The following is a 23,624-nucleotide window of genomic DNA, read 5'->3' as shown; positions in this document are numbered from 1 at the left end:
TGAATTTGTGTTGCATAAGATCGGATTTTAACAAAATCTTGTAGAATTGCCAATAAAACAAGAAAAGAGTTAGCATGCGTTGGTGTATTTTTCTATTTTCTTTGCATTTTTTAGTGGCCGCGCCCTTACAATTTACAACTTTAAGCGCGCATTTTAAACAAGAGGTCTTAGGCAAAAAGCCCTCCCCTATCAACCCTGTTTATGAAGGTGAGGTTTTAGCTAAAGCCCCTTTTTATGCTAAATGGGTTTATAACAAGCCTACTCCTAAAGAGGTGTATATGCAAAATAAGCAGGTGATTATTTATGAACCTAAGCTATTGCAAGCCACTTTTACTAAGCTTACCAAAGACCTTAATTTTTTTACTATCTTACAAAAAGCTAAGTTACAAAAAGATGGCCACTATAAAGCTAAGATCAACCAAACCACTTATTACCTCACTTTAGAAAAAGGGTTACCCATTCAGTTAGATTTTATTGATAATCTTCAAGAGAAGGTACGCATTACTTTTAGCGATGTCCGGGTTAATATCCCTTTGGGGTCTGCCTTATTTGAATTTACTCCCCCAAAAGGCGTTGATATTATCAGACAATAAGGTTATTTTAAGCTTTTTATGCTAGATAGGGCATGCCTTTAAAAAATAAATAGTTTAGGCCGTGAAAGTGAGGTTTTTGGTTCATGTTGCAACAGGAAGATAGGCTTATTCAAATTAAAGCACTTCGCCAGAGATTGCACGCTCTACGAACCGAATATAGGGTTGCTAAGGAAAAATTAGACGCACTCAAATGCAGGTGTGCGGAGTTAGAAGAACAATGTGGATGTGTAGATAGTGCATCTGATGATTTAGAAATAGATGAGGAGCAGAGGTGCTGTTAGTAGGGCGCAGTTAAGCACTGTTTTTAAGTGGGGGTGTTTTGTTGCTGGCCCGGTTTTGTTATAATGCCTTAAAAAACCGGTAGATCAATGTATCTTGACACTTTAAACCACCTATGCGCTAGACAAGATTTAAATTTTTTACAAATAGAGGCGCTTTTTAAGGCGATTGTAGAGGATCGTTTGAATGAAATTGAACTAAGCGCCCTTTTGATTGCGCTTAAATGCAAAGGAGAAAGCCCTTTAGAAATTGCTAGCGCGGCTAAGGCTTTGTTAGTGGAGTGTCCGCTGCGCGGTAGATGGGTGGATAATTGTGGCACGGGCGGAGATGGGATTAAAAGCATTAATATTAGCACCATTAGCGCTTTGCTGTGCGCCTCTTTAGGTGTTAAAATGGCTAAAGCAGGCAATTATAGCGCCAGTGGAAGCGGGAGTGCAGATTTACTCCAATGCTTAGGGCTTAATTTATCAATGCCACAAGAGCGCCTTAGTATTAGTCTAAATCAAACTAATTTTGCTTTTCTCTTTGCGCCCCTTTATTACCCTAGCTTTGCTAAAGTGGCTAAGCTTAGGCGTGCTTTACAAACCCGTACCATTTTTAATTTACTAGGGCCTTTACTTAACCCTTTAAGACCGACTATCCAGCTATTAGGCGTTTATGATGCAAAACTTTGTTATCCTCTAGCTTTAGCTTTACAAGAATTAGGGGTACAAAGGGCTATGGTGGTGCATGGATCTGCTACAGATGAGGTGGCTTTACATGGAAAAACTTTTGTGTGCGAGTTAAAAGAAAGAGAAATCACACAATATGATTTATACCCGTCAGATTTTGGGCTTAAAAGTTATCCCTTAGATGCGATTAAAAGTACGGGTTTAAAACAAAATGTACAAATTTGCCTAGATATTTTACAAGGCAAGGGCACAGAGGCACATAAAGCTAGTATTGCGGCCAATAGCGCTTGCGTGCTTTATTTAACCGGTAGGGTCAATGATCTTAAAGAAGGGGCAAAGATGGCTCAAGAGTGTATGCAAAGCCAAAAAGCCTATGAAAATTTAGAGAGGATTGTTAAAATTAGCCATGCATGATTTTTTAACAACCATGTTAGAACATAAAAAAATAGAGGTGCAGTCTCTTAAAAACCGCTATCTTATTCCAGAGGCGCTTAAGAATAGTACGCGAGATTTTTCACAAGCGCTACAAGAGAGGCGCACTAGTTTTATTTTAGAGTGCAAACAAGCCTCCCCCTCTAAGGGTTTGATTAGAAGCCATTTTGATTTGCTTAGAATTGCTAGCGTGTATGAAAAATACGCCACTTGTATTTCTGTACTCACTGATGAAAAGTATTTTCAAGGTTCTCATAGCGATTTACAGATCATAGCCTCCAATACGAGTAAACCTATTTTATGTAAAGATTTCATCATTGATCCCTTTCAGGTGCGCTTAGCCCGTTTTATGGGTGCAGATGCGATTTTATTAATGCTTAGTATTTTAGATGATGCGACCTACACCAAACTAGCCACTTTAGCCAAATCTTTACAAATGGCGGTTTTAACAGAAGTGCACAACCAAGAGGAAGTACAAAGAGCTTTACACTTGGGCGCGTCTATTTTGGGCATTAATAACCGCAATTTAAAAACACTCAAAGTTGATTTACACACTACCCTAGAGTTACGCCCCCTAATTCCAGATGATAAAATCATTATTAGCGAATCAGGGATAATAAGCCATGCCGATGTTAAAAAACTCTGTGGGCATGTACATGGCTTTCTCGTTGGGAGTTCTTTAATGTCTCAGAAAAATCTCAACAAAGCCTGTAAAAAACTCATCTTAGGGGAAAATAAAGTTTGTGGCCTTAAGCGGGTTAAAGATGCTAAGGCCGTTTTTAAGCACGGGTTTATTTATGGCGGGTTGATCTTTGATCCAGAATCCCCGCGCTGTATTTCTCTTAAAAAAGCGGCTAAATTGATTAAAAAAGTGCCTAAACTAGACTTTGTAGGGGTATTTGTCAAAGCAGACATCAAAACCATTATCCAATATGCATGCCAACTGCGCTTAAAAGCCATACAACTACATGGAAACTACACCTCTAAACAAATTGCGCTTTTAAAGCAAGCCCTCTCTTGTGCGATTTGGCAGGTAGAGCGCGTTGATGTAAATGCGTCTAAATTGAGCGCTCACACTTTACATGCGGATTTAATTTTATATGATAGCAAGGGTGCTAGAGCTGGGGGTAATGGCGTGGCTTTTTCTTGGGAAATTTTAAGCGGATTATCCCATCGCTTTATGCTAGCTGGAGGGTTAAATGCTAGTAATTTACAAAGAGCCATTAGTACAGGCGCGCTAGGTTTAGATATTAATTCAGGTGTGGAAAATACACCGGGTAAAAAGAACAAACAAAAGATCGCACAAATTGCAAAAATGTTACGGGAGTATTGATGGATCGTTATTTTGGAGAATTTGGAGGATGCTTTGTCCCTGAAGTTTTAGTGCCTGCTTTAGAGCAACTCCAAGAGGCCTTTAGAGCATGTTTGCATGATGTAGATTTTCAAGCCGAGTTTAGCCGGTTATTAAAAGATTTTGTAGGCCGCCCTAGCCCTTTAACTTTGGTGCAAAATGTGGTGCAAAATCCCAAAGTCAAACTTTATCTAAAACGCGAAGATTTAATCCATGGGGGGGCGCATAAAACTAACCAAGCCATTGGCCAAGCGCTTTTAGCTAAAAAAATGGGTAAAAAACGCATTATTGCTGAAACGGGTGCAGGCCAACATGGAGTGGCAAGTGCTATTGCCTGCGCGCTTTTAGGGTTAGAATGCGTGATTTACATGGGAGAAAAAGATATTCAAAGACAAGAGCCTAATGTTTTTCGCATGCGTTTAATGGGGGCTGAGGTGATTAGCGTAAAAAGTGGATCGGCTAGTTTAAAAGATGCGATCAATGAAGCTCTTAGAGATTGGGCTAGTTCTTATACCACTAGCCATTATTTATTAGGCACGGTGGCTGGTCCCCACCCTTACCCGCAAATGGTTAAGCACTTCCAACGCGTGATAGGCATAGAGAGCAGAGCCCAGATTTTAGAAAAAGAGGGGCGATTACCTGATTGTGTGATTGCTTGTGTGGGAGGGGGATCTAATGCTATGGGGATCTTTTCTGGCTTTTTAGAAGATAAAGAGGTGGAGTTAATTGGCGTAGAACCAGCAGGGTTAGGTTTAGAGACTAATAAACACGGGGCGGTGTTGTGTAAGGGAAGTGTAGGGATTTTACATGGCAGTAAAACTTATATATTACAAGATAGTCAGGGACAGATTTGTGAGAGCCATAGCCTTTCTGCTGGATTAGATTATCCGGGAGTGGGTCCTGAGCACAGCTATTTAAAAACAACAGGGCGCGCGCGCTATGTCGCTATTAGCGATCAAGAGGCCTTAAAAGCCTTTGTAAAGCTTTGCAAAACTGAGGGGATTATCCCTGCGCTTGAAAGCGCCCATGCTTTAGCTTATGCTTTGAAGATGGCGCAAAATTGTACACAAGAGACACTCATGGTGGTTAATTTAAGTGGAAGGGGCGATAAGGATTTAGTGAGTGTGCAAAAAGCATTAAAAGCCTCAAAATGATAATCTTAAGAGTATATAGAACAAGCTTGAGTGTGCTATTAAAGCATTTATATAAGTAAGATAAACTATAATCGCCAGATTATCTAAGGAGGATAGATGACCCAGGAAGAATTGGATGCCTTGATTAATGGAGGCGGTTTAGAGATAGTAGAACCTCTAGATCGAGAAATAAATTCCTCTGATGAGGCAAAACAAAAAGAGGAAGAGCACACTCTTACTGGGGCGGAGAGTAAAAAAGAAACCGCTACAGAAACCGGCTATATGAAAGTGGATAAAAAGTACGCAGAGAGATATGGCAAGATTGATTCTGAGGAGTGGCCACCTCCCCCCCCTACTGAAGAACATAAAGTAGTACACCAGCTTGATGATGTAACAAAAGACTCTGAAGTTAAAGCTACCCAAGTTTTTGATCAACTAGATTATGTCAACATGAGTTCTGAGGGCATTTTAAAAACCCTTAAAAAGATCAAAACACCCTTGCAAAAACACCTAGAAATCTTTGAAATCCTAGCCGAAGCTTTCCCCCTTATCCAGACTTTTCAAACCTCTTTGAATGAAACCCATGAAATTTTACAAAGTATCGATTCTATCCAAGAAAAAGCTGAAGGGTGTTTGGATTCTTCTATGCAGGCTATGGATATTATGCAGTATCAAGATATTCACCGCCAAAAGATCGAGCGGGTTATTAATGTCATGCGCGCGCTCACCCAGTATATGAATTCTTTATTTGAGGGCAATATTGAGGATTCTAAACGGGTTAGCTCTGCCTCTTATATTGTTGGCGATGATAATGAAAGTGTAGCGAGTGAAAGCGATATTGAAGCGCTCATCGCTGCTTTTGGGAAAAAATAACTATCTTTTATGCCTATTTCACCTGTAGAGTTGCTTGCTCCTGCTGGCAATCTTGCTAAGCTTAAAATTGCTCTTGATTATGGCGCAGATGCGGTTTATGCCGGTTTGGGGCAGTTTTCGTTGCGTAACCGCGCGGCTAAAGAATTTGATCTAGAGAGTTTTAAAGAGGGGGTGGATTATACCCATGCAAGGGGTAAAAAATTCTACGCTACTTTAAATGCTTTTCCTTTTAACTCCCAAATTAAGCTTTTAGAAGAACACCTTAAAAAGTTAGCCGCTTGTCAAGTAGATGCGCTTATCATTGCTACTATTGGCGTTCTTAAACTTGCCCAAAAAATCACCCCCCATATTCCTATCCACCTTTCTACTCAAGCTAATGTCATGAATGTTTTAGATGCGCGCGCCTTTTATGAAATGGGGGTTAAGCGCATTGTAGCGGCTAGAGAAATGAGTTTAAGCGATGCAATACAGATTAAAGAGGCATTACCGGATTTAGAATTAGAGGTTTTTGTACATGGGAGTATGTGCTTTGCTTTTTCAGGGCGCTGTTTAATTTCAGCACTCCAGCATGGACGCGTGCCTAATCGGGGGAGTTGTGCGAATGATTGTCGGTTTGATTATGAGGTTTATATTAAAAACCCAGATACAAGCGTGATGATGCGCCTAGAGGAAGAAGAGGAAATAGGGACGCATATTTTAAATGCTAAAGATCTCAATCTAGCTAATCATATCGCAACTATCCTAGACTCTAAGGCTATTAGCGCGCTTAAAATTGAGGGGCGTACTAAATCTAGCTACTATACAGCCATTACAACTAAAACCTACCGCACCGCTATTGAGGATTACTATAATAACCAATACCGCCCAGCCCTCTATCAAGCCGAACTAGCCACGCTTAAAAATAGAGGGTTTAGTGAGGGGTATCTGATCAAACGACCCTATGAGAAGTTAGACACCCAAAACTTTAAAACCGCTATCAGTGAGGGCGATTTTCAGGTCAATGGTGAAGTGTTAGATAATGGCTTGTATTTTTTATGTAAATTCACCACTAAACCCAACCAACCCTATGAATTGGTTTTGCCCTTTGGCGTGTCTATAAAACCTATGGCTAATGAAATTGGTAAGATCGTGCAGGCCAACATGGAGTGGCAAGTGCTATTGCACACCATTCTTTTAGAAAATGGCACAGAATTAGAGGCAATTCATAGCGGTAATACAAACCCTGTAAAACTCCCTATCAAACTCCCCTCCCGCACATTTTTACGCACAAAATTAGCTTAGCCAAGTGTGCAGTTAAGCAATAAAGAACACAGGCTCTTAGAGATTGGGCTAGTTCTTATACCACTAGCCATTATTTATTTGTGCATGACCTTTGAAGAATTTCAAGAAAGCTTTATTCAGGATAAATCACCACAAATTAGAGGTTCTTTTTTTGAGGTGCTCTCTAAGCACATGTTGGAGAAAACAGATACAGAAAATGCTTTTGAAAAAGTGGATTTATGGGGTGATTTCTCATACAAAGATGGTTCAGATCACGGCATCGATCTTGTGATCACTAAAAAGGATAATTCTTTTGTTGCTGTACAGTGCAAATACTATAAAAATCAAGTGGATTTGTTAGAAGCAAAGAGGTTTACAGCTCTTTTGCAAAGCGGTTTAAGCAATGGGATAAAATTCTCAGAGGGGGTTTTTATTGCCCTTAATGGGGTGAAGAATGAAAAGACTAAAAAACATTTTGATACTATCACAGATAATAATAGCTTACCTATCCGCATCATTTCTCAAGATGACTTTTTAGCCGCCAATATTGATTGGGCTAAGTTAGCTGAGCGCAAAGAAATTTCAATCACAGAAAAATCCCCAAAGCCACACCAAGAGGAAGCCATATCAAAAGCTCTAGCCTATTTTAAAGAACACGATAGGGGTCAAATGATCATGGCTTGCGGTACGGGCAAAACTTATACAAGCTTAAAGATTATGGAGGCAATGATTAACCCCGGAGTAGGATAGCTACAAACTCGCTAAAGCCAGATCGCTAATCTTTCTACCCCACAGCTTACACATAGCTTTCATGTCCAAATCCTCAATGAAAACATGGGTGTATTGTTTAGCTAAATGGTTAGCGAGTTTATAGAAAAAGTCCGTTCTTAAAAACTTAATTTTTCTGTGTAGCTTAGCTAGTTTAATCTTAGCTTTAAAGCGTCTGTGGCTACCTCTTTGCTTTTTAGAGAGAAATTTAGAGCAAGCACGGATTAAAGGCAAAATTGTGAGAAAAATAAAAATCCAAGAATTACTAACTCAGTATAAGCCAAGAGGCTAGACTTGAGGCTAAAGTAATACAAGATGGCTTGACTAAAGAAAGTTTAGCCCAAGTGGTCAAAGAACAATTAGAAAGCTTTAAAGGTGATCTAACTCAAAAGCTTAGCGGTAGCACCCAAGAGCTAAAGGATGACTTAAAACAAGAGAGTTTAAAACATTTACCTTCTGTGCTAACAGAGTGCAAAGAAACAATCGCTAAAAAGGCTTTAGAGGTAGAAATTTTGAATAATACAGAAAAGGCTGTGATTATCAAAAGCCTAGAAAGAGGTTGTATCCCAATATGCTCCAATATGCTCAAAGAGCATGCGCCTTAATCTACTTGGTTAAAGCTAGGGGCTTATGGCGCGGGTGGTAAGACCTAAATGTCTTTAAACAAACCTAAATATCCTTAGCTTTTAGACTTCATTCCCCACAACAGGCATAACTCCGCGTTTTGTATCTGCTTACTAAGCCACTTTAAAGCGTTTTTAAATACAACCCCTCACTCTCTTAGCTACTTCTTGGATTATAAAATATAGCACAAAGAGTAAAATTACTTGGAGTATTAACCCTAAATTGCCCATGTCTAATAAATTAATTTTAGGAAAGCTAGTAAAAAGTGGTGCGTAAAAATCCCAGCTTAAGGCCACTAAACTAGCCCCCACAATATTACCCAGCCCTATAAAAAGCGCGCGCCCCTCCCCTTGCATGGTACGATACATCCAACCACATTCACACCCCCCAGCTATGACAATCCCAAATCCAAAGAGTAACCCCCCTATCACAATACCCGGACTAGCCCACATAATTTTAGGCATAACTCCCAATCGGATATAAGTCATCACTCCGATACTCCCCACTAACATAGCCCAAACTAACGCGCTAGCCTCTAAACCTTGACCCTGAGTAAAGAGGCGCGCAAAGGCAGCCGTAAAACAAATCTGTCCCTTTGAGACAATAAAGCCAAAGACATAGCCAAAGAACAACGCATAGGTTAATTTAGAGGAAAAATACCCACATAAAAGCAGACCCATAAAACCTACCAAAGCAAATAGGCCTAAGAGTTGGCTTATTTTAAGCGGAATGGATTTTCCTTTAGGCGGACTAAAACAGGGAGTAGGAAAGCATTTGAAGGCAAGATACATGCCAAGAAGAGTAGCCAAAGTGAAAAACCACGCATGCAAACTAAATTGGGGGATACCGGTTAAAAAACTAGCTAAATTACAACCCAATCCTAAACGCGCCCCTAGTCCGGCTAAAATCCCCCCTGAAATGGCACGCCCTAACTCTTTGATTCTAGGCCAACTTAAGCAAATAGAGCCGCTTAAACTAGCCGCACAGAACATGCCAATAAACATGCCTAAAACCATCACCCCATCTATGCGTTCTAAGAAATTGCCATGTAGACCGATGATTTTAAAATACCCTAAGTGATCAGTATTGACATGCAAAGCTTGTAGTAAAGCCCCGCCCCAACGGGTAAATTCGCCCGTAACAGCCCAATAAGTGCCCAAAAGACCAAAGTAATAAACAGAGGCAACGCTTAAAGCCAAACAAGAAGGCGCAAAATCCCATTTGCGCATTAAGAAGGAGTACATGGAAACTCCAAAGATGAGAGTCCATTCTAAAAAGAGAATGTGTGCCTTAACTAAGGCCTAAAAAAATCTAGTGTGATCTACCGTTCAATCACTTCGTATTTAAGTCCTTGCTTAACCAGTTCTTCTAAAAAAGGATCGGGATTGAGTTGTTCTAAATTAAACACCCCTTTAGAATTTTCCCCACCCCAAATGCCTTTACAAATTAAAATCGCCCCTACCACAGCGGGTACACCTGTTGTGTAGCTAACAGCTTGGCTACCCACTTCTGCATAACATTTTTGGTGATCGCAAACATTATAGATATAAAGCATCGTTTCTTTCTTATTTTTAGTGCCATGGATATAACAACCAATATTGGTCTTACCCCTCACTTTGCCGGCTAAACTAGCTGGATCGGGTAAAAGTTGTTTGAGTATTTGGATAGGCACGATTTTACCCATTTGGCCATCAGCTAGGGGTACATCTACGGCCTGAATGCCTAACATTCCCACATTAGCCAAACAACGCATATGGTTAAGATAATCATCTGAAAAGGTCATGAAAAAGCGAATGCGCTTTAAACCCTGAATATACTTGGCTAGAGATTCTAATTCCTCATGGTAGAGTAAATAAGAAGTGCGCTCGCCAATTTCAGGATAAGCCCAAGTTTGTTTAATTTCTAAAGGTTTTGTTTTAATCCATGCCCCATTTTCATAATAACGCCCCGGGGCACTCACCTCGCGCAAATTAATTTCAGGGTTAAAATTAGTTGCAAAAGGATAGGGGTGGGTGCCGGCATTGCAATCTAAAATATCAATGTTATAGATTTCATCAAAATGGTGTTTTTGGGCATAAGCACAAAAAACATTGGTTACACCCGGATCAAACCCGCTACCTAGCAAAGCAAAAATCTGTGCATCTTTATAGGCTTTATCAAAAGCCCATTGTTCTTTATACTCAAACTTAGCTAAATCGGGGTGTTCATAATTAGCGGTGTCTAAATAATTGGTTTTGGTGAGTAAACACGCCTGCATAATTGCTAAATCCTGATAGGGCAGGGCGATATTAAGCACCACTTTAGGTTTGTATTTTTCAATTAAGCCCACCACAGCCTCTATACAATCCGCATCTACTTGCTCACAAATTACCTCCCCTAACCCTTTAGCCTTAATGCTATTAGCAATACTTTGGCATTTGCTTAAAGTGCGGCTAGCCAGTACCACCCTTTCAAACAAGTCGCGGTTTTGGCACAATTTATGCGCTACCACACTCCCCACGCCCCCGGCTCCAATTTGTAAAACTGTGAGCATTTGATCCCTTCAAGTTAGGTCTTCACAACTATGCTATTATACAAGATTTATATTACCTTTTGATTAAATGAGAAAGTCTTTATGATGATGATTAGCTTAGATATTTATGCGACTTTGGTTTGTATGGTGGGCGTGTTATTGCTTGGCCGTTTGATTATCCGCCATGTCAAATTCTTAAGAGATTATGATATTCCTGAACCGGTGGTAGGCGGGGTACTGGTTGCTTTTGTGATTACGGTGTTACACCATTTCTATGATTTCAAACTCGTTTTAGACTCTAGCCTTAAAGACCCGCTCATGCTCACCTTTTTTATCACCATTGGTTTAAGCGCAGATTTTGCCTCTTTAAAAAAGGGGGGCAAAATGCTAGGGGTGTTTTTAATCGTGGTGGGGGTTTTTGTGGTGATACAAAATTTAGTAGGTATAGGAGTGGCTAGTCTGATTGGGGTTAACCCTCTCATGGGTTTACTAGGTGGCTCTATTTCCCTAACCGGCGGGCATGGCACAAGTGTAGCGTGGTCTGCAACTTTTTCTCAACCCCCCTATAATTTCCCTGAAAGTTTAGAGGTTTCTATTGTGTGCGCCACTTTTGGGTTAGTGAGTGGAGGGGTTATTGGTGGCCCTGTAGCTCATTATCTGATTAAAAAATACCGCTTAGAACCCACCAGCCAAGAGAAACAACAACGCGAATTAGCCCCTAAACTTGCCTTTGAAACCCCCAAACAAGAAAGACTCATCACCGCTAATAGCTTTATTAATAGTTTGGCTTTAGTCAGTCTTTCTTTATTACTAGGTACATTTATTGCTAAATACGCTAAATTCACCCATATCGGGAGTTTTACCCTCCCCACTTTGCCCACTTTTGTTTGGTGTCTGTTTGTAGGCGTGCTTTTAAGAAACTTTCTTTTTTATAGCAAAATCCACCAAGTTTTTGATCGCGAGGTAAGCGTGATTGGCAATGTCAGCCTGAGTTTATTTTTAGCCTTTGCCCTCATGAGCATTAATTTAATGGAGTTAGTCAACCTTGCTTTGCCCATTGCTATTATTCTGACTGTCCAAGTAGCGCTTATGGTGCTTTATAGTATCTTTGTAACTTTTCGTGTGTGTGGTAAAAACTACGACGCAGCCGTGCTAAGTGCCGGACATTGTGGCTTTGGACTAGGTGCAACCCCTACGGCAATGGTTAATATGCAAACCATCACCAACCACTATGGGCCTAGCCATGTTGCCTTTATTGTCGTGCCTTTAGTGGGGGCGTTTTTTGTAGATATGATCAACGCTCTAGCGATCAAGGGATTTTTAGCCCTACCCTTCCACTACTAATGCTCACTGAAATTTTAATGCGCGCCTGTATTCAGCATGCCTATAAAAGCCAGACTCTAGCTCTTCCAAATCCTAGCGTGGCTTGCATGATCTTAGATCAACACCATAATATTTTAGCCCTGCAAGATCACAGCCAAGCTAACACCCCCCATGCTGAGGTGCGTGCCCTTAAAGATGCCTACAATAAACTAAGCCCCACGCCCTTTCCAAAAGAAATTAATAGCAAGGATAGAGAACAAACCTACCAATTTTTAAGCAAGCATCACAATAACCTATTTAAAGACTGCACCCTTTTAGTTACTTTAGAACCCTGTAATCATTTTGGTAAAACCCCTCCTTGCGCTGCCCTTTTAGCCCAGATCAAACCTAAAAAAGTGATCATTAGCTGTTTAGAAACCCATAAAAAAGCTATGGGTGGTTTGGCTTGCTTAAAAGAGGCCGGTATTGAGGTTATTACTGGCGTACTAGAAAAAGAGGGCAGGGCTTTACTGTATCCTTTTAAATGTTTAGAACAAAAGGGGGTGTTTAATCTTTTTAAAATTGCGCTAAGATTAAATGGCTCTTTTGAGGGCAAAATTTCAGAAGAATTAAGCCAAATTTTTACCCATACCCAGCGATCTATTGCTAACTACCTCATCATCTCAGGCCAAAGCGTGCGCAGCGATCGCCCTACTTTAGATAGCCGCTTGAGTGCTTATACAAAACGCCCCCCTAATGTCGCTATTCTTACAAGAGACACAACGCCCTTTGATCCTACTGTTCCTCTTTTTCAGGTAGAAAAACGCCAAGTACAAATATGCCACCAAGTAGAGGAGTTGCCATTACAACAGGGTTTTAACATCATTGAGGGAGGTTGGGACTTATTTGTCAGTTTGCAAAAACATGTAGACATGCTTTTAATACACCAAAACAGCACCCTAGCAGGATCGCTTAAGTCTACTAAAATGCCTCTAAAATCCTTTACTTTTTGTCATAGCCAGCTTTTAGGACCTGATTTATTGGAGTGGTTTATTTGCGATTCTACCAACCACTAAAGGGCTATGCCTACAACAGCACCAGTTTATTTTTAGTCAACTTTGCATTGCCCTTTATCAAAAAAGGCGATCGGCTTTTAGATGTGGGGGCGGGCTGTGGGATTGTGGGGATTTTATGCGCTAAAAAATATGCTAATCCTTTAGATTTGATAGAAATAGATAGCAATCTTGCCTTTTTTGCTAGGCTTAATAGCCAAAACCTCCCTCAAGCACAAGTCTATCAGGCAAATTTTTTAGATTATCCTTTAACCCCGGGCTATGATGCTATCCTCTCTAATCCCCCCTACTACCCAGCAGAGAGTCTCAAAAGTCCCTACACACAAAAAGCCCGCGCCACTAACCAAAGCTTTTTACCCTTGCTGGATTTTTGTACTAAAGCCTCCTTTTTACTCAAACCAAAGGGTTATTTTATTCTTTGTTACCACGCTAGCCTAATAGATACCCTTATTAGTGCCTTGCAAAAGGCAAAACTGAAAGCTATTTTATTGCGCTTTGTACACCCCTTTAAAGATCAAAAAGCCAGCTTGATTCTTTGCTGTGCGCGTAAAAATTCTAAAAGTCTAGTACAAATTGGCCCCCCACTGATCACGCATAAGGCCAAAGATCAGCGCGCCATTACAGAAGAAGTTGCTAGCATTTATGCGCGCTTTAAAACCCATAGTATCAAGGCTTCCCTTGAAATGTGCGCACTGTAAACTCCCTATCTCCTCTAAACCCCTGAGCCTAGAGACACTCCATGAAAAACCCCTACAAACCCCGCTTTATTTTTGTTGCAGTGGCTGTAAACAAGTTTTTTTACTCCTACACTCTTTAGAATTAGAAAGTTTTTATACTAAGTTAGTGGATCGCACCCTAGAGCCCATCACCCCCATAAAAGAGCATGACAGTAATTACTACAACTCTGCTTACTTTCTAAAAAACTTCACCACCCCTTTAAAAAATGGCTATTTAGAAATATCTCTTTTATTAGAAAATATCCATTGTGCGGCCTGTGTGTGGCTTATTGAGCGGGTACTTTTAAAACAAGAGGGGATTAAAAAAGTACAGATCAACTACACAGCCCAGCGCGCCACTTTAGCCTTTGATCCACAAAAGATCAACATCGCCACCATTTTAAACACCATTGCCTCTATAGGGTATAGGGCACAAATTTACGATCCGCGTATCCAAGATAGCCACGCTAGAAAAGAGGAGGAAAAAGCTTTTAGAGCACTTGTGGTAGGGATTTTTGCGAGCATGAATGTGATGTGGATAGCCATTGCTAACTACGCGGGCTATTTTTCAGGAATGGACGCGTCAATGGCCTTTAAACTCAATGTGGCTTCATGGGCGCTAGCAAGTTTAACCCTAGCCATTACAGGGTGGCAGTTTCTAAGAGGCGCGTTTTATGGACTTAAATACAAATTTGTAGGCATGGATTTTAGTGTGAGTGTGGGCGCGTTGGGGGTTTATGGCTATTCTATTTATGCTACTTTTAAGGGACTAGAACCTTATTTTGAATCGGTGTGCATGCTCCTTACCTTTATCTCTGCCTCTAAATTCTTAGAACTTAAAAGTAGACACAAGGCCAACGCAATCTTAGATCAATTACAAAATAGTTTACCCTTGCAGGTACTGGTTTTAGAGTTAGAAAATGGCCAAATAAAGCGCGTACTTAAAGAACCCCAAGAGGTAGAAATTGGGGCGCGTATAGAAGTGTTGCCCGGGGAGTGCGTGGCACTAGATGGGATTTTAAAAAGCCCTAGTGCTTGTGTGAGTACGCAAGCATTTAATGGCGAAACTCTCCCCATAAATCTTCAAAGCGGGGATAAACTCTTAGCTGGCTATGTCAACCACGCACAAGCCTTTATTTACCAAGTTACAGAGAGTTTTAAACTCTCCTTTTTAAGCCAAATGGTACAACTCATACAAAAAAGCTTTGCACAAAAACCTTTATTACAACAAAAAGCCGACACTTTAGCTAGGTTCTTTAGTCTTGTCATTCTTTTCATCGCTCTTTTAGGGTTTGTAGTTTGGTACTTTTTAGCAGGCTTATACAAGGCTTTTATGGTGGCTATGGCGGTGGTGGTGGTTGCCTGCCCTTGTGCCTTTGCTTTAGCCGCGCCCATTGCCCTAGTGGTGGGGGTGCATTTAGCCTTTAAAAAGGGGGTTTTATTTAAAAAGACAGAGAGTTTAGAATACTTAGCCAAAGCCAACACGCTTTTTTTAGATAAAACAGGGACTTTAAGCACGGGTTTAAGTGTGGCAGATTATAAAATCCACGCCCCCTATAATCCTAGCTTGCTTTTATCTTTAATTTGGCATAACTCCCACCCTATTTCACAAGCTATCAGTACCTTTTTAAAAAAAGACGCCCGTCCAGATATATCGTTGCAATCTATCAAGCAAGAGGAAGGCGGCTTAGAAGGGCATTATCAAGATCAGATTGTACACGCAGGCAGTGTGGCTTATTTAAAAAGCAAGGGCGTTGAGGTAGGCGTACTTTGTGCAGATTTTGCATGTAGCATTAATTTAACATTGGTAGCTAGCTTTACACTAAACTCCCCGCTTAAACCTAAAGCCATGCAACTTGTACAAACCCTAAAGAAAAAGGGGCTCAATCTAGCAATTTTAAGTGGCGATAGTTCGACTCAGGTATTTGAGATCGCTAAAAGTTTAAATATCGCCTGTTTTGCGCCCCTCACGCCCCAGCAAAAACTACAACACATAGAAAAAGCTTTAGCCAAACGCCAAATTGTAGTCATGGTAGGCGATGGAATGAATGATACGCCAAGCCTAGCTAAGGCACATGTTTCAATTTGCATGCATGAGGGGCATGATTTAAGCTTACTGTATAGCGATGTGATTGTGCTTAATAATAGTTTAGAGGGTGTTTTAGAAGCCTTTAGGACTTCAACTAGGGTACACCGCCTTATTAAGCAAAACCTAGCCCTAAGCTTTTTATATAACACGCTTCTTATCCCCTTAGCCCTCTGTGGGCTTATCACGCCATTAATTGCCGCACTGGGCATGGGTTTAAGCTCTTTATTAGTTGTGGGTAATAGTTTGAGACTTCTCTCTAAGGATTTCTAAAACTTTATAGGCTGTATCTTTGGCTTCTTTTAAACTCATTTTTTGATGACAGGGTAAAGAAATTTCACTTGCGTAGAAATCCTGTGCCTTAGGAAAATGCAAAGGCCCTAAGAGATTTTGATAGAGTTTAAAGGTGTGGATAGGTTTGTAATGTACCTGCACTCCAATTTGTGCCTTTAAAAGTTGCTCTAAAATCTGGGGTTTATGCGCCCATAAAAAGGGTTTGAGTAAAATAGGGTAGAGGTGGTTAGAGCTTTTAATGTCGCTAGGAATTTGTGCATGCAAACAAGTAAAATAGGGATTATCTTTAAAAGTTACATCGTAAAACTTAGCGATTTTCTCACGCGTAGCAATAAAGCTATCTAATTTTTTAAGCTGGCTTAAACCTAGTGCTGCTTGTAACTCTGTCATTCTAAAATTAAAGCCTAAACTTTCTACTTCTACCTCAAAACCTTTTTTGATCACCCCGTGAGAAACTAAAAGCTTGAGTTTTTGATACAAGTTACTATCATTGGTTGCAATCGCCCCGCCCTCACCGGTGGTTATAGGTTTAATAGCATGGAAACTAAAAATGCTAGCATCGGCTAAAGTCCCAATCTTAGATCCCTTATAGCTACCCCCTAAGCTGTGCGAACTATCTGAGATAAAATAGAGGTTGTGTTTTTTGCAAAATGCTTTAATCGCGTTTGCCTCTACACTTTTGCCCCCATAATCCACACTCACCACCGCCTTAATCGCTTTATTTTGCACATGCTCTAAAAGATTCTCATCTATATTTCCATCTTCTTTAATGTCGCAAAAAAGAGGCAAGGCATTATTGGCAAGTAACATGCTTGAAGTGGCCACAAAACTTAGCGGAGTGGTGAGAACAATCTGTCCTTCTAAATGCAAAGCCCTATAGATCATAAAAAGCGCACTTGTTGCAGAGGTGCACACACAAACATGCTTAACCCCCAAATAACCCGCCAAAGCCTGTTCAAATTGCTCCACTAAGGGGCCTTGTGTGAGATGCGGGCTTTGCAGGGCTTGATTGACAGCTAAAATATCCTCAGCGCTAATGCTTTGGGTGCTATAGGGGTTCATAGGCTAACCTTACATAAACTGACAAACAAACAAGCACCTAGTATTCCGTTTTTAAATTCTAGCTTAGGTTTAAGAGAATCACCCGCACTTAAAGGTATCAAGCTTGTTAGAGCTAGACTTTAACTATTCTACTAGAAATCTCAAGTAGGCGTACAAACAAACGCGAGGCATTTGTTGGGTTGGATGTAGCTTTAAATATAACTCCAAGTGCCCTTACCTTTATCTCTGCCTCTAAATTCTTAGAACTTAAAAGTAGACACAAGGCCAACGCAATCTTAGATCAATTACAAAATAGTTTACCCTTGCAGGTACTGGTTTTAGAGTTAGAAAATGGCCAAATAAAGCGCGTATTTAAAGAACCCCAAGAGGTAGAAATTGGGGCGCGTATAGAAGTGTTGCCCGGGAGTGCGTGGCACTAGATGGGATTTTAAAAAGCCCTAGTGCTTGTGTGTGAGAAGTATCTGAGAAACATCGGCAGTCTTTAGCTAAATCTTCAAAGCGGGGTCTGCTTCTTAGCTGGCTATCAGACTCACAAGAGTATCCTTTGAAGTTAGACTTAGATCCGTCCTTATTCCATGATATATTGGATATATACATAGAACTTCTGGAGGATTTTGAGGCCTTATTTGAAGAGTTGATCTCTCTTTCTCATGATTTGCTAGATCTTCCAGATATAGAAATTTAAGTATCTTTGGCAGAAATCCCACTCGTCTTTAGCTAGTGGGATGAGCCAGCCATTTCCACTTTCGCGGTACAATACCCGCTGTTACAACGATACCCGTTAATTTTTTTAGCAAGGATGTTTTATGTCTAGTCTTTTTAAAGTTGCAGGGGAGGATATAACTCTACTCTGCCATATTGGCAGGATTAAAGTATTGGTGGGTTTTTATTAGGAGGGTTGTTACTCACTTTGCTACTTGGTGGTTGTTCCAATCCCGCAGTGATAGCGGCAAAATTTGATCGCAATGTAAAGTATCTTGTGCAGTTTAATAGTAGCGATTTTAATGTGGGTGGCTTAGTGAGTGCAGAAATACCCTATAACCCTGAGAATTCTAACATGACGGAGTTATTGCTTGATAAGGCTATTGCTGCATGTAAGTGCGATACTCTTCTCCTACCATTGGCAAGTAACATGCTTGAAGTGGCCACAAAACTTAACGGAATGGTGAGAACGATCTATCCTTCTAAATGCAAAGCTCTATAGATCATTTTGTTGCAGAGGTGCACACCACAACATGCTTAACCCCCAAATAACCCGCTAAACGCTTGACTGAGAGCTAAATTTAAGCAAGCACCTAGTATTCCTTAGCGAGGTATAAAATTTGCTCGCTTCTTGGCATGGGTGCTTTTATAACAAATCTTGTGGGTCTCTTTGCCTGTGTAGATCCTTATTTGCCTCTACATACTCTGAGGTGTAAATCTCATTTAAATGGGGTACTTAAGTCGCTTGGGGCTTTGTCAACGGCAGAGTTAGAAGATGTTAAAAGAAGGGTCAATATTTGTTGCAGTTTTCCTAATTCTGTTGCAACTTTTACCCCCCCCCCCCAATCTTTAGGACTTTTTAAAGGTATAGCCAGGGGAAGTCGCTACTACTACGATTTTATGCAACATTTTAGGCACTTCCCCCAAGGTTTGGCTTATCATTTGGAATATGGTGATGTGAATTACAATATGTTGATTCCTACCTTTTTGTAAAAGCAGGCCTGTTTTAAGCAAGACTCACCCTTATTCCTACAATGTGTTGCTTCCTCTAGATAGAAGACGGCACTTCAAACATATTTTTCCTCCAGTAAACCTACCCTTTAGTGCTAAAAAAGACATGCTATTTTTTAGGGGCGCAAGTTTACAACCCCATCGCATTGCCTTTTTGCAACGCTACTTCAACCACCCTCTTATGGACCTAGGGCATGTGGGTACTACTCTAAACGATTCTAAGTTAGAGCAAATCTTGCTCCCTCTAAGTAAGCCAAGAGCCAGCATTGCTAGGCACTTAGAGTACAAATTTATTCTCTCTTTGGAGGGCTATGATGTGACGAGTAATTTAAAATGGATCCTAAGTTCTAATTCAATTGCGCTGATGCCCGCACCCAAATTTGAAAGCTTTTTTTTAGAAAGCCAGCTTATCCCCAATGTCCACTACATTCTTATTAAAGATGATTACAGCGATGTACAAGCGCAGCTTAAATTTTTTAGTACTCGCCCCAGGGATTGCCTAAGAATCATCGCCCATGCTAACGCTTATGTACAGACCTTTCTCAAGCTAGAAAAACTGGTGGCTTTTTTGGTGATACGCAAGTATTTCTATGTTACAGGACAATTGCAAGTTTGTCCCTTAGAAGAGGATTTATTCCATTAGATAACACACACTTTCTTATCTTAGCGCATCTGATAGCTCAAGACTTGGGCAAGTGCTTGGCTACTGGATTTAAAAAACTTGTCCATAAAAATTTCTAATTTATCCTTTTGAAGCCAGATTGGATTTTTAACCGCACTCAAATGTTCTAACGCCTTAATCGCTTCATCATAAGTGCTAACCCGATCAATGAGTTTTAAAAATAGGGCTTGTTTAGCACTAAAGATTTTACCCTCAGCAAAAGCAGGGGTGTCTTTGGGATCTAAATGTCTAGCCTTAGCCACATCGCTTACAAACATACCATACTGCTCATTGAGTAAGCCATTGAGATATTGTTTTTCCTGCGGTGTCCACTCCCGCATAAAAGTACCCACCTCTTTATACGCACCCTTAGCAACACCTTGTGTCTTAATCCCCAATTTGTCCATTAAAGGCGCGATATTTACGCCACTAAAAATCACACCAATAGAGCCAATGAGTGCGCCTCTGTTGGCATAAATCTTACTAGCCATCATGCCCGCATAATAACTCCCACTAGCCATTACACCGCGTACATATGCCACTACGGGCATTTTTTTAGCTAAGCTAGCCACCATATCAGATAACTCCACACTCGCGCTAATAGTCCCGCCCGGAGAATCAATCATCAAAAGAGCGCCTTTAATACTGGGGTTTTGTAATATTTTATTGATCTGATCTTGAAAACTCTCGCTTTCAAAAATAGGGCCATACAGATAGAGTTTTGCCAAATTGGGTTTTTGTGTTGTAGTGCCTTTGGTGCTGATGAGTAAAACAGCCACAATTAATAAAAGTACAAGGGCTTTAAAATAACGGGTGATGAATTCTAAGGGAATGGTGATGATTCTGGCTAACTTATCAAGCATAAAAACTCCTAGAATGATTAAAGCCCCCCATTATACTACCTTTAATGAAAGTGTGTTATAACCGACAAAAAGAAATGTCATGGCATGCAAGTTTTGTCCTAAAATCAGATCTACGGATTTGCTATTTGTGTTAATCGCGGGTGGGGCCTTTTATGGGGTTTATACGCACCAAATAGCAGCCTTAGAAGCCACAAAAAAACACATAGAAAATCCACGCAAAATCCAAAAGACTGATTCACACCAAGATAAAAACATGCCAGAATCCTTAAATCTAAATGAGCCTTAAATAGGGGTTAATATGCTAGCAAAAATTTTACCTTTGGTTTTTGTGTCTTCTTTGCGTTTTTTGGGTTTGTTCATTGTTCTACCCGTGATTTCTCTTTATGCGGTTAGTTTCCATGCGAGCGCTTCTATGGTGGGTTTAGCTGTGGGGGGTGCGTATTTTACCCAAATTCTTTTCCAAACCCCCATAGGGGCACTAAGCGATCGTTATAGCCGTAAAAAGGTGGTGATTGGGTGTTTGGCAATTTTTACTGTAGGCTCTTTACTCTGTTTTTTTGCCCATGATATTACATGTCTAGTGGCGGGTAGATTAGTACAAGGCATGGGAGCTGTGGGGGGTGTGCTTAGCGCTATGGTAGCTGATGTGGTAGAAGAAGAAAAGCGCACCCATGCTATGGCTTTTATGGGGGCGGGGATTTTTATGAGCTTTACCGCAGCTATGGTAATAGGGCCTAGTATTGGCATGGCCTTTGGGGTGCAGTGGCTTTTTTTTCTCACCGCGCTTTTGACTCTTTTTTCTATGTTTTTAATGGCTTTTAAAGTCCAAGAACCCCCCAAGATTTTTTATAGCCTCAAAGAAAAACCCCAACTTAAAGATGTATTTAAAAACAAGGATATTTTTATCATCAGTAGTTGCTCTTTCTTTGAAAAGTGTTTAATGACTTTGATTTTTGTGGTTGTACCTTTGGCTATTGTGCATGAATTTAAAATGGATAAAAGTGTGTTATGGAAAATTTATACCTCTGGGGCGGTGCTTGGAATGATAAGCATGGGACCAGCAGCCATCATTGCTGAAAAATTCCACAAAGCTAAGGGTGTGCTTTTAGGGGGTATTACATTATTCTTAGTCGCCTATTTATGTTTGGCCTTTGCCGATCGCCATGTTAATTCTCCGGCTGCTTGGCTTTTTATCACCGGGATCATGTGCTTTTTTACTGGGTTTGGTACGCTTGAGCCTATTATGCAATCTTTGGCTAGTAAATTTTGTAAAGCACACCAGCGCGGGCTAGTGCTTGGAATGTTTGTAACCTATGGCTATGTAGGATCGTTTATAGGAGGAATGCTTGGAGGAATAGGTTATCACTATTTGGGTGTAGAAAAACTAGCACTCATTGTGGTGGGTGTGTGTGCGTTGTGGTTTGGCTTAGTTTGTTTTTTAAGTAACCCTAATCAACAAAAAAATGTCTATTTCCCCTTAGATGCCTTTGAGCGCGCAAAGTTTAGCACACTAGAAAACACACCGGGGATTTTAGAGTGGTATGTGAATGAAACCCAAAATACGATTACTGTCAAATACGATGCCCTGCAAATTAGTAGAGAGCAGATTATAGAGACTTCAGTGGCTTTTAGAAAATCGCCTGAGTAGGGTTAAAATCCTATTGCAAATACTAAAAAAGGGTTTTTTACAAAAGTAGTGGGGCAAACAATGAGGGGTTAGTTTTTGGCCAGTCGTTTTTCCTCATTTAAACCAAAATACTATTTCATAGATTATTTAATCAAGATAGCGCTATTGCTAAAGCGCTTAAGCCTACAACGGGGGGAACTATTGGAAGTAGTATTGCTACTAGTGTAGGCGGGGCTGCACAATTCCAAGTTACTAAAGCCGTCTTTGGCTTTATTGTTAGAACTCTGCCCTATATCCCCTTTGCTAAAGCGCTTAATGATAAGGTAAGTGGAGCAGCACTCAGATATCACATTAAAGCCGCATTAAATAAGAGCCACAGCATAGAGGCCTTTAAACAAAATCTTAACAAAATCGCAAGTAGAGCTGAATTTAGCAACGCTACTAAAGCCTTAATTAGAGAGATTGAACAGAATTTACCTAAGAGTGTGGAGAGTGGGGGGAGTGTTAGCAGTGGGGGAGTAGCTGAAACACAGCTAAAAGCTAGAGGTTTAGAGAGAGAAACACTAGGAGCGGGGCAAAAGCTAGAGGGTAGAGGGCTACAGAATGAGATAGCGGGTGAAGTGCCCCATAACCCAGCCTTTAGCCAAAACTTTAAAGAGTTTTACCACGATCAAAAGGTGCAATCGCTAAACTCATAGAAACTAAAGAGGGGCAAGTTGCAGGGGCATTTTATAGAGAGGATTTAGGCGATATAGGTTTAGTGTGGGGAAAGGCGGGGAGTGCTAAAAGTGATGGTTATGGACTAGCTAAAATTACCAAATACCACCCAGAAGTATTAGATAAGTTAGATGATTTGATCCAAACACTACCCATTGTTAAAGAAAGCCCTAACCGCTACCAATTAGAGAATGCCAACTATAAGGCAAGTATCCGAAAAGACTCTGAGGGTGTAAAAGGAAATTGGGTTTTAACTGCATTTGAGAAAAAAGAAAGCATTGCCAGACGCAGTACAGACTTGCCTAGCACCCAATGGGAGGCTAAAAAGACTACTTTAGCCAATGCTGGAAGTAGCCCTACATCAACCCCCCTTAAAAGTCAAGATTTTAAAGCAAAAGCCACAGAACTTTACAACACCGCTAAAGCTCAAGAGGGGGAGTTTAAAGAGTTTTTAGAAAATCTTAAGAGTGCTAATAATTCCTTAGAGTTAGGCCAAATTCTTAAGAGTGAATCTAGCATTGAAAGTAAAATTGCGCGCAAGCAGGGGGATATAAGCGCGATAGGGGATTATCTAAGAGCGGCCATTATTAGTAAGGATAATACCCACTTAAATACGCAGTTAGTAAGACTAGTAGATAGTTTAGAATCAAGAGGGATTAAGCCCACTATAGAATTACAGCACAGAGAGACCGGGTATAAAGGTGTGCATGTCCATTAAGTTTAACGGCGTGCCTTCTGAGATACAGCTACACACAGAAAAGAGTTGGGACATTTAAAAGCAAATAGATAGTATCTATCCTGCCAGAATCCTTAAATCTAAATGAGCCTTAAATAGGGGTTAATATGCTACCCCCCAAACTAGAGAGCTAAGAACTTATCAAAGCTCCTAGCAATAGCCTAAGCCATTTGAAAAAATGGCCAAATTTGAGCCTATCAAATCCCCAAGGGGGGTAGGAAAAATGATGACACGAGCTAAGCAACTTGATAGCTTTAACAAATTTAGAACAAAGGAAA

The 23,624-nt window shown here is 40.5% G+C and carries 25 protein-coding genes; 20 read left to right on the top strand and 5 right to left on the bottom strand.

Translation table 11 applies throughout. From position 1 onward, the window contains the following. Positions 1-74: 74 nt before the first annotated feature. The 8 genes from lolA (at position 75) to OO773_RS04235 (ending at position 7,342) form a co-directional block, all read left to right on the top strand. Positions 75-593 (top strand): LolA-like outer membrane lipoprotein chaperone, encoded by a 519-nt coding sequence (lolA, locus tag OO773_RS04270; protein ID WP_006564341.1) that lies wholly within the window; start codon positions 75-77, stop codon positions 591-593. A gap of 83 nt (positions 594-676) precedes the next feature. Further along, a complete protein-coding gene (locus OO773_RS04265; RefSeq protein WP_034375989.1) occupies positions 677-874 on the top strand; it encodes a hypothetical protein in 198 nt (65 codons plus the stop codon). A gap of 87 nt (positions 875-961) precedes the next feature. Continuing rightward, a complete protein-coding gene (gene trpD / locus OO773_RS04260; protein ID WP_006564342.1) occupies positions 962-1,957 on the top strand; it encodes an anthranilate phosphoribosyltransferase in 996 nt (331 codons plus the stop codon). Further along, the gene (gene trpCF / locus OO773_RS04255) at positions 1,950-3,308 is read left to right on the top strand and encodes a bifunctional indole-3-glycerol-phosphate synthase TrpC/phosphoribosylanthranilate isomerase TrpF (RefSeq protein WP_006564343.1); all 1,359 of its coding nucleotides are present in this window, start codon (positions 1,950-1,952) and stop codon (positions 3,306-3,308) included. The genes trpD and trpCF overlap by 8 nt, the downstream gene beginning before the upstream one ends. Further along, entirely contained in the window at positions 3,308-4,480 is a 1,173-nt protein-coding gene (trpB, locus tag OO773_RS04250; RefSeq protein ID WP_040499178.1) for a tryptophan synthase subunit beta, read from the top strand. The genes trpCF and trpB overlap by 1 nt, the downstream gene beginning before the upstream one ends. Positions 4,481-4,576: 96 nt before the next feature. Then, positions 4,577-5,332, top strand: coding sequence for a protein phosphatase CheZ (cheZ, locus tag OO773_RS04245; RefSeq protein ID WP_006564345.1), 756 nt, complete (start codon positions 4,577-4,579; stop codon positions 5,330-5,332). Positions 5,333-5,347: 15 nt separating this feature from the next. Next, a complete protein-coding gene (locus OO773_RS04240; protein ID WP_264828728.1) occupies positions 5,348-6,613 on the top strand; it encodes a peptidase U32 family protein in 1,266 nt (421 codons plus the stop codon). Positions 6,614-6,619: 6 nt separating this feature from the next. After that, a complete protein-coding gene (locus OO773_RS04235; protein WP_264828713.1) occupies positions 6,620-7,342 on the top strand; it encodes a restriction endonuclease in 723 nt (240 codons plus the stop codon). On the opposite strand, the gene OO773_RS04230 is transcribed toward OO773_RS04235, so the two are convergent. Next, positions 7,343-7,594 (bottom strand): transposase, encoded by a 252-nt coding sequence (locus OO773_RS04230; RefSeq protein WP_034375985.1) that lies wholly within the window; start codon positions 7,592-7,594, stop codon positions 7,343-7,345. Between the two features lie 86 nt (positions 7,595-7,680). On the opposite strand from OO773_RS04230, the gene OO773_RS04225 reads away from it, so the two are divergent. Continuing rightward, on the top strand, positions 7,681-7,965 hold the full coding sequence (locus OO773_RS04225) for a hypothetical protein (RefSeq protein WP_034375982.1): 285 nt from the start codon (positions 7,681-7,683) through the stop codon (positions 7,963-7,965). A gap of 153 nt (positions 7,966-8,118) precedes the next feature. Here OO773_RS04225 and yedE read toward each other — a convergent pair whose 3' ends face one another. Together yedE and OO773_RS04215 are read right to left on the bottom strand one after the other, a co-directional pair. Then, positions 8,119-9,228 (bottom strand): selenium metabolism membrane protein YedE/FdhT, encoded by a 1,110-nt coding sequence (gene yedE, locus OO773_RS04220; protein WP_050780188.1) that lies wholly within the window; start codon positions 9,226-9,228, stop codon positions 8,119-8,121. Between the two features lie 77 nt (positions 9,229-9,305). Beyond that, positions 9,306-10,517 carry a saccharopine dehydrogenase family protein gene (locus tag OO773_RS04215; RefSeq protein WP_264828712.1) on the bottom strand — a complete coding sequence of 404 codons (1,212 nt, stop codon included), beginning with the start codon at positions 10,515-10,517 and terminating at the stop codon, positions 9,306-9,308. 81 nt (positions 10,518-10,598) lie between these two features. On the opposite strand from OO773_RS04215, the gene gltS reads away from it, so the two are divergent. The 4 genes from gltS to OO773_RS04195 are packed head-to-tail and all read left to right on the top strand — an operon-like array spanning position 10,599 to position 15,946. Next, positions 10,599-11,840 (top strand): sodium/glutamate symporter, encoded by a 1,242-nt coding sequence (gltS, locus tag OO773_RS04210; protein ID WP_073115646.1) that lies wholly within the window; start codon positions 10,599-10,601, stop codon positions 11,838-11,840. After that, positions 11,840-12,874 carry a bifunctional diaminohydroxyphosphoribosylaminopyrimidine deaminase/5-amino-6-(5-phosphoribosylamino)uracil reductase RibD gene (gene ribD, locus OO773_RS04205; protein WP_240330139.1) on the top strand — a complete coding sequence of 345 codons (1,035 nt, stop codon included), beginning with the start codon at positions 11,840-11,842 and terminating at the stop codon, positions 12,872-12,874. Before gltS ends, ribD begins: the two co-directional genes overlap by 1 nt. Next, positions 12,844-13,569 carry a tRNA1(Val) (adenine(37)-N6)-methyltransferase gene (locus tag OO773_RS04200; RefSeq protein WP_370413314.1) on the top strand — a complete coding sequence of 242 codons (726 nt, stop codon included), beginning with the start codon at positions 12,844-12,846 and terminating at the stop codon, positions 13,567-13,569. Before ribD ends, OO773_RS04200 begins: the two co-directional genes overlap by 31 nt. Beyond that, on the top strand, positions 13,550-15,946 hold the full coding sequence (locus OO773_RS04195; protein ID WP_231102922.1) for a heavy metal translocating P-type ATPase: 2,397 nt from the start codon (positions 13,550-13,552) through the stop codon (positions 15,944-15,946). Before OO773_RS04200 ends, OO773_RS04195 begins: the two co-directional genes overlap by 20 nt. Here OO773_RS04195 and pseC read toward each other — a convergent pair. Then, positions 15,902-17,029: a UDP-4-amino-4,6-dideoxy-N-acetyl-beta-L-altrosamine transaminase gene (gene pseC / locus OO773_RS04190; protein WP_006564353.1), complete on the bottom strand. Its 1,128-nt coding sequence runs from the start codon at positions 17,027-17,029 to the stop codon at positions 15,902-15,904. The genes OO773_RS04195 and pseC overlap by 45 nt on opposite strands. A 179-nt stretch (positions 17,030-17,208) precedes the next feature. On the opposite strand from pseC, the gene OO773_RS04185 reads away from it, so the two are divergent. From OO773_RS04185 to OO773_RS04175, 3 genes are all read left to right on the top strand, one after another. After that, positions 17,209-17,448: a hypothetical protein gene (locus OO773_RS04185; protein WP_264828711.1), complete on the top strand. Its 240-nt coding sequence runs from the start codon at positions 17,209-17,211 to the stop codon at positions 17,446-17,448. 560 nt (positions 17,449-18,008) lie between these two features. Continuing rightward, entirely contained in the window at positions 18,009-18,233 is a 225-nt protein-coding gene (locus OO773_RS04180; RefSeq protein WP_231102944.1) for a hypothetical protein, read from the top strand. Between the two features lie 615 nt (positions 18,234-18,848). Beyond that, on the top strand, positions 18,849-19,385 hold the full coding sequence (locus OO773_RS04175) for a glycosyl transferase family 90 (RefSeq protein WP_080552445.1): 537 nt from the start codon (positions 18,849-18,851) through the stop codon (positions 19,383-19,385). A gap of 20 nt (positions 19,386-19,405) precedes the next feature. Here the strand turns inward: OO773_RS04175 and sppA are convergent, their stop codons facing one another. Continuing rightward, the gene (gene sppA / locus OO773_RS04170) at positions 19,406-20,266 is read right to left on the bottom strand and encodes a signal peptide peptidase SppA (protein ID WP_178137348.1); all 861 of its coding nucleotides are present in this window, start codon (positions 20,264-20,266) and stop codon (positions 19,406-19,408) included. Between the two features lie 79 nt (positions 20,267-20,345). On the opposite strand from sppA, the gene OO773_RS04165 reads away from it, so the two are divergent. From OO773_RS04165 to OO773_RS04150, 4 genes are all read left to right on the top strand, one after another. Further along, on the top strand, positions 20,346-20,552 hold the full coding sequence (locus OO773_RS04165) for a hypothetical protein (protein WP_050780190.1): 207 nt from the start codon (positions 20,346-20,348) through the stop codon (positions 20,550-20,552). 12 nt (positions 20,553-20,564) lie between these two features. Beyond that, on the top strand, positions 20,565-21,914 hold the full coding sequence (locus OO773_RS04160) for an MFS transporter (protein WP_034375970.1): 1,350 nt from the start codon (positions 20,565-20,567) through the stop codon (positions 21,912-21,914). A gap of 464 nt (positions 21,915-22,378) precedes the next feature. Then, positions 22,379-22,591 (top strand): hypothetical protein, encoded by a 213-nt coding sequence (locus tag OO773_RS04155; protein WP_073115488.1) that lies wholly within the window; start codon positions 22,379-22,381, stop codon positions 22,589-22,591. 62 nt (positions 22,592-22,653) lie between these two features. Further along, positions 22,654-23,328: a hypothetical protein gene (locus OO773_RS04150; RefSeq protein WP_143433505.1), complete on the top strand. Its 675-nt coding sequence runs from the start codon at positions 22,654-22,656 to the stop codon at positions 23,326-23,328. Positions 23,329-23,624: the final 296 nt, after the last annotated feature.

The organism is Helicobacter suis HS1 (assembly GCF_026000295.1).
Taxonomy (GTDB): domain Bacteria; phylum Campylobacterota; class Campylobacteria; order Campylobacterales; family Helicobacteraceae; genus Helicobacter; species Helicobacter suis.
The sequence above is the reverse complement of the archived record's forward strand: the minus strand, read 5'-3'. Positions and strand labels throughout refer to the sequence as shown.

Bases quoted from the DNA above. Each gene is read 5' to 3' on its own strand.
- lolA (WP_006564341.1), top strand. From the start codon at position 75: ATGCGTTGGTGTATTTTTCTATTTTCTTTGCATTTTTTAGTGGCCGCG.
- OO773_RS04265 (WP_034375989.1), top strand. From the start codon at position 677: ATGTTGCAACAGGAAGATAGGCTTATTCAAATTAAAGCACTTCGCCAG.
- trpD (WP_006564342.1), top strand. From the start codon at position 962: ATGTATCTTGACACTTTAAACCACCTATGCGCTAGACAAGATTTAAAT.
- trpCF (WP_006564343.1), top strand. From the start codon at position 1,950: ATGCATGATTTTTTAACAACCATGTTAGAACATAAAAAAATAGAGGTG.
- trpB (WP_040499178.1), top strand. From the start codon at position 3,308: ATGGATCGTTATTTTGGAGAATTTGGAGGATGCTTTGTCCCTGAAGTT.
- cheZ (WP_006564345.1), top strand. From the start codon at position 4,577: ATGACCCAGGAAGAATTGGATGCCTTGATTAATGGAGGCGGTTTAGAG.
- yedE (WP_050780188.1), bottom strand. From the start codon at position 9,228: ATGTACTCCTTCTTAATGCGCAAATGGGATTTTGCGCCTTCTTGTTTG.
- OO773_RS04215 (WP_264828712.1), bottom strand. From the start codon at position 10,517: ATGCTCACAGTTTTACAAATTGGAGCCGGGGGCGTGGGGAGTGTGGTA.
- gltS (WP_073115646.1), top strand. From the start codon at position 10,599: ATGATGATGATTAGCTTAGATATTTATGCGACTTTGGTTTGTATGGTG.
- ribD (WP_240330139.1), top strand. From the start codon at position 11,840: ATGCTCACTGAAATTTTAATGCGCGCCTGTATTCAGCATGCCTATAAA.
- pseC (WP_006564353.1), bottom strand. From the start codon at position 17,029: ATGAACCCCTATAGCACCCAAAGCATTAGCGCTGAGGATATTTTAGCT.
- OO773_RS04175 (WP_080552445.1), top strand. From the start codon at position 18,849: ATGCTATTTTTTAGGGGCGCAAGTTTACAACCCCATCGCATTGCCTTT.
- sppA (WP_178137348.1), bottom strand. From the start codon at position 20,266: ATGCTTGATAAGTTAGCCAGAATCATCACCATTCCCTTAGAATTCATC.
- OO773_RS04165 (WP_050780190.1), top strand. From the start codon at position 20,346: ATGGCATGCAAGTTTTGTCCTAAAATCAGATCTACGGATTTGCTATTT.
- OO773_RS04160 (WP_034375970.1), top strand. From the start codon at position 20,565: ATGCTAGCAAAAATTTTACCTTTGGTTTTTGTGTCTTCTTTGCGTTTT.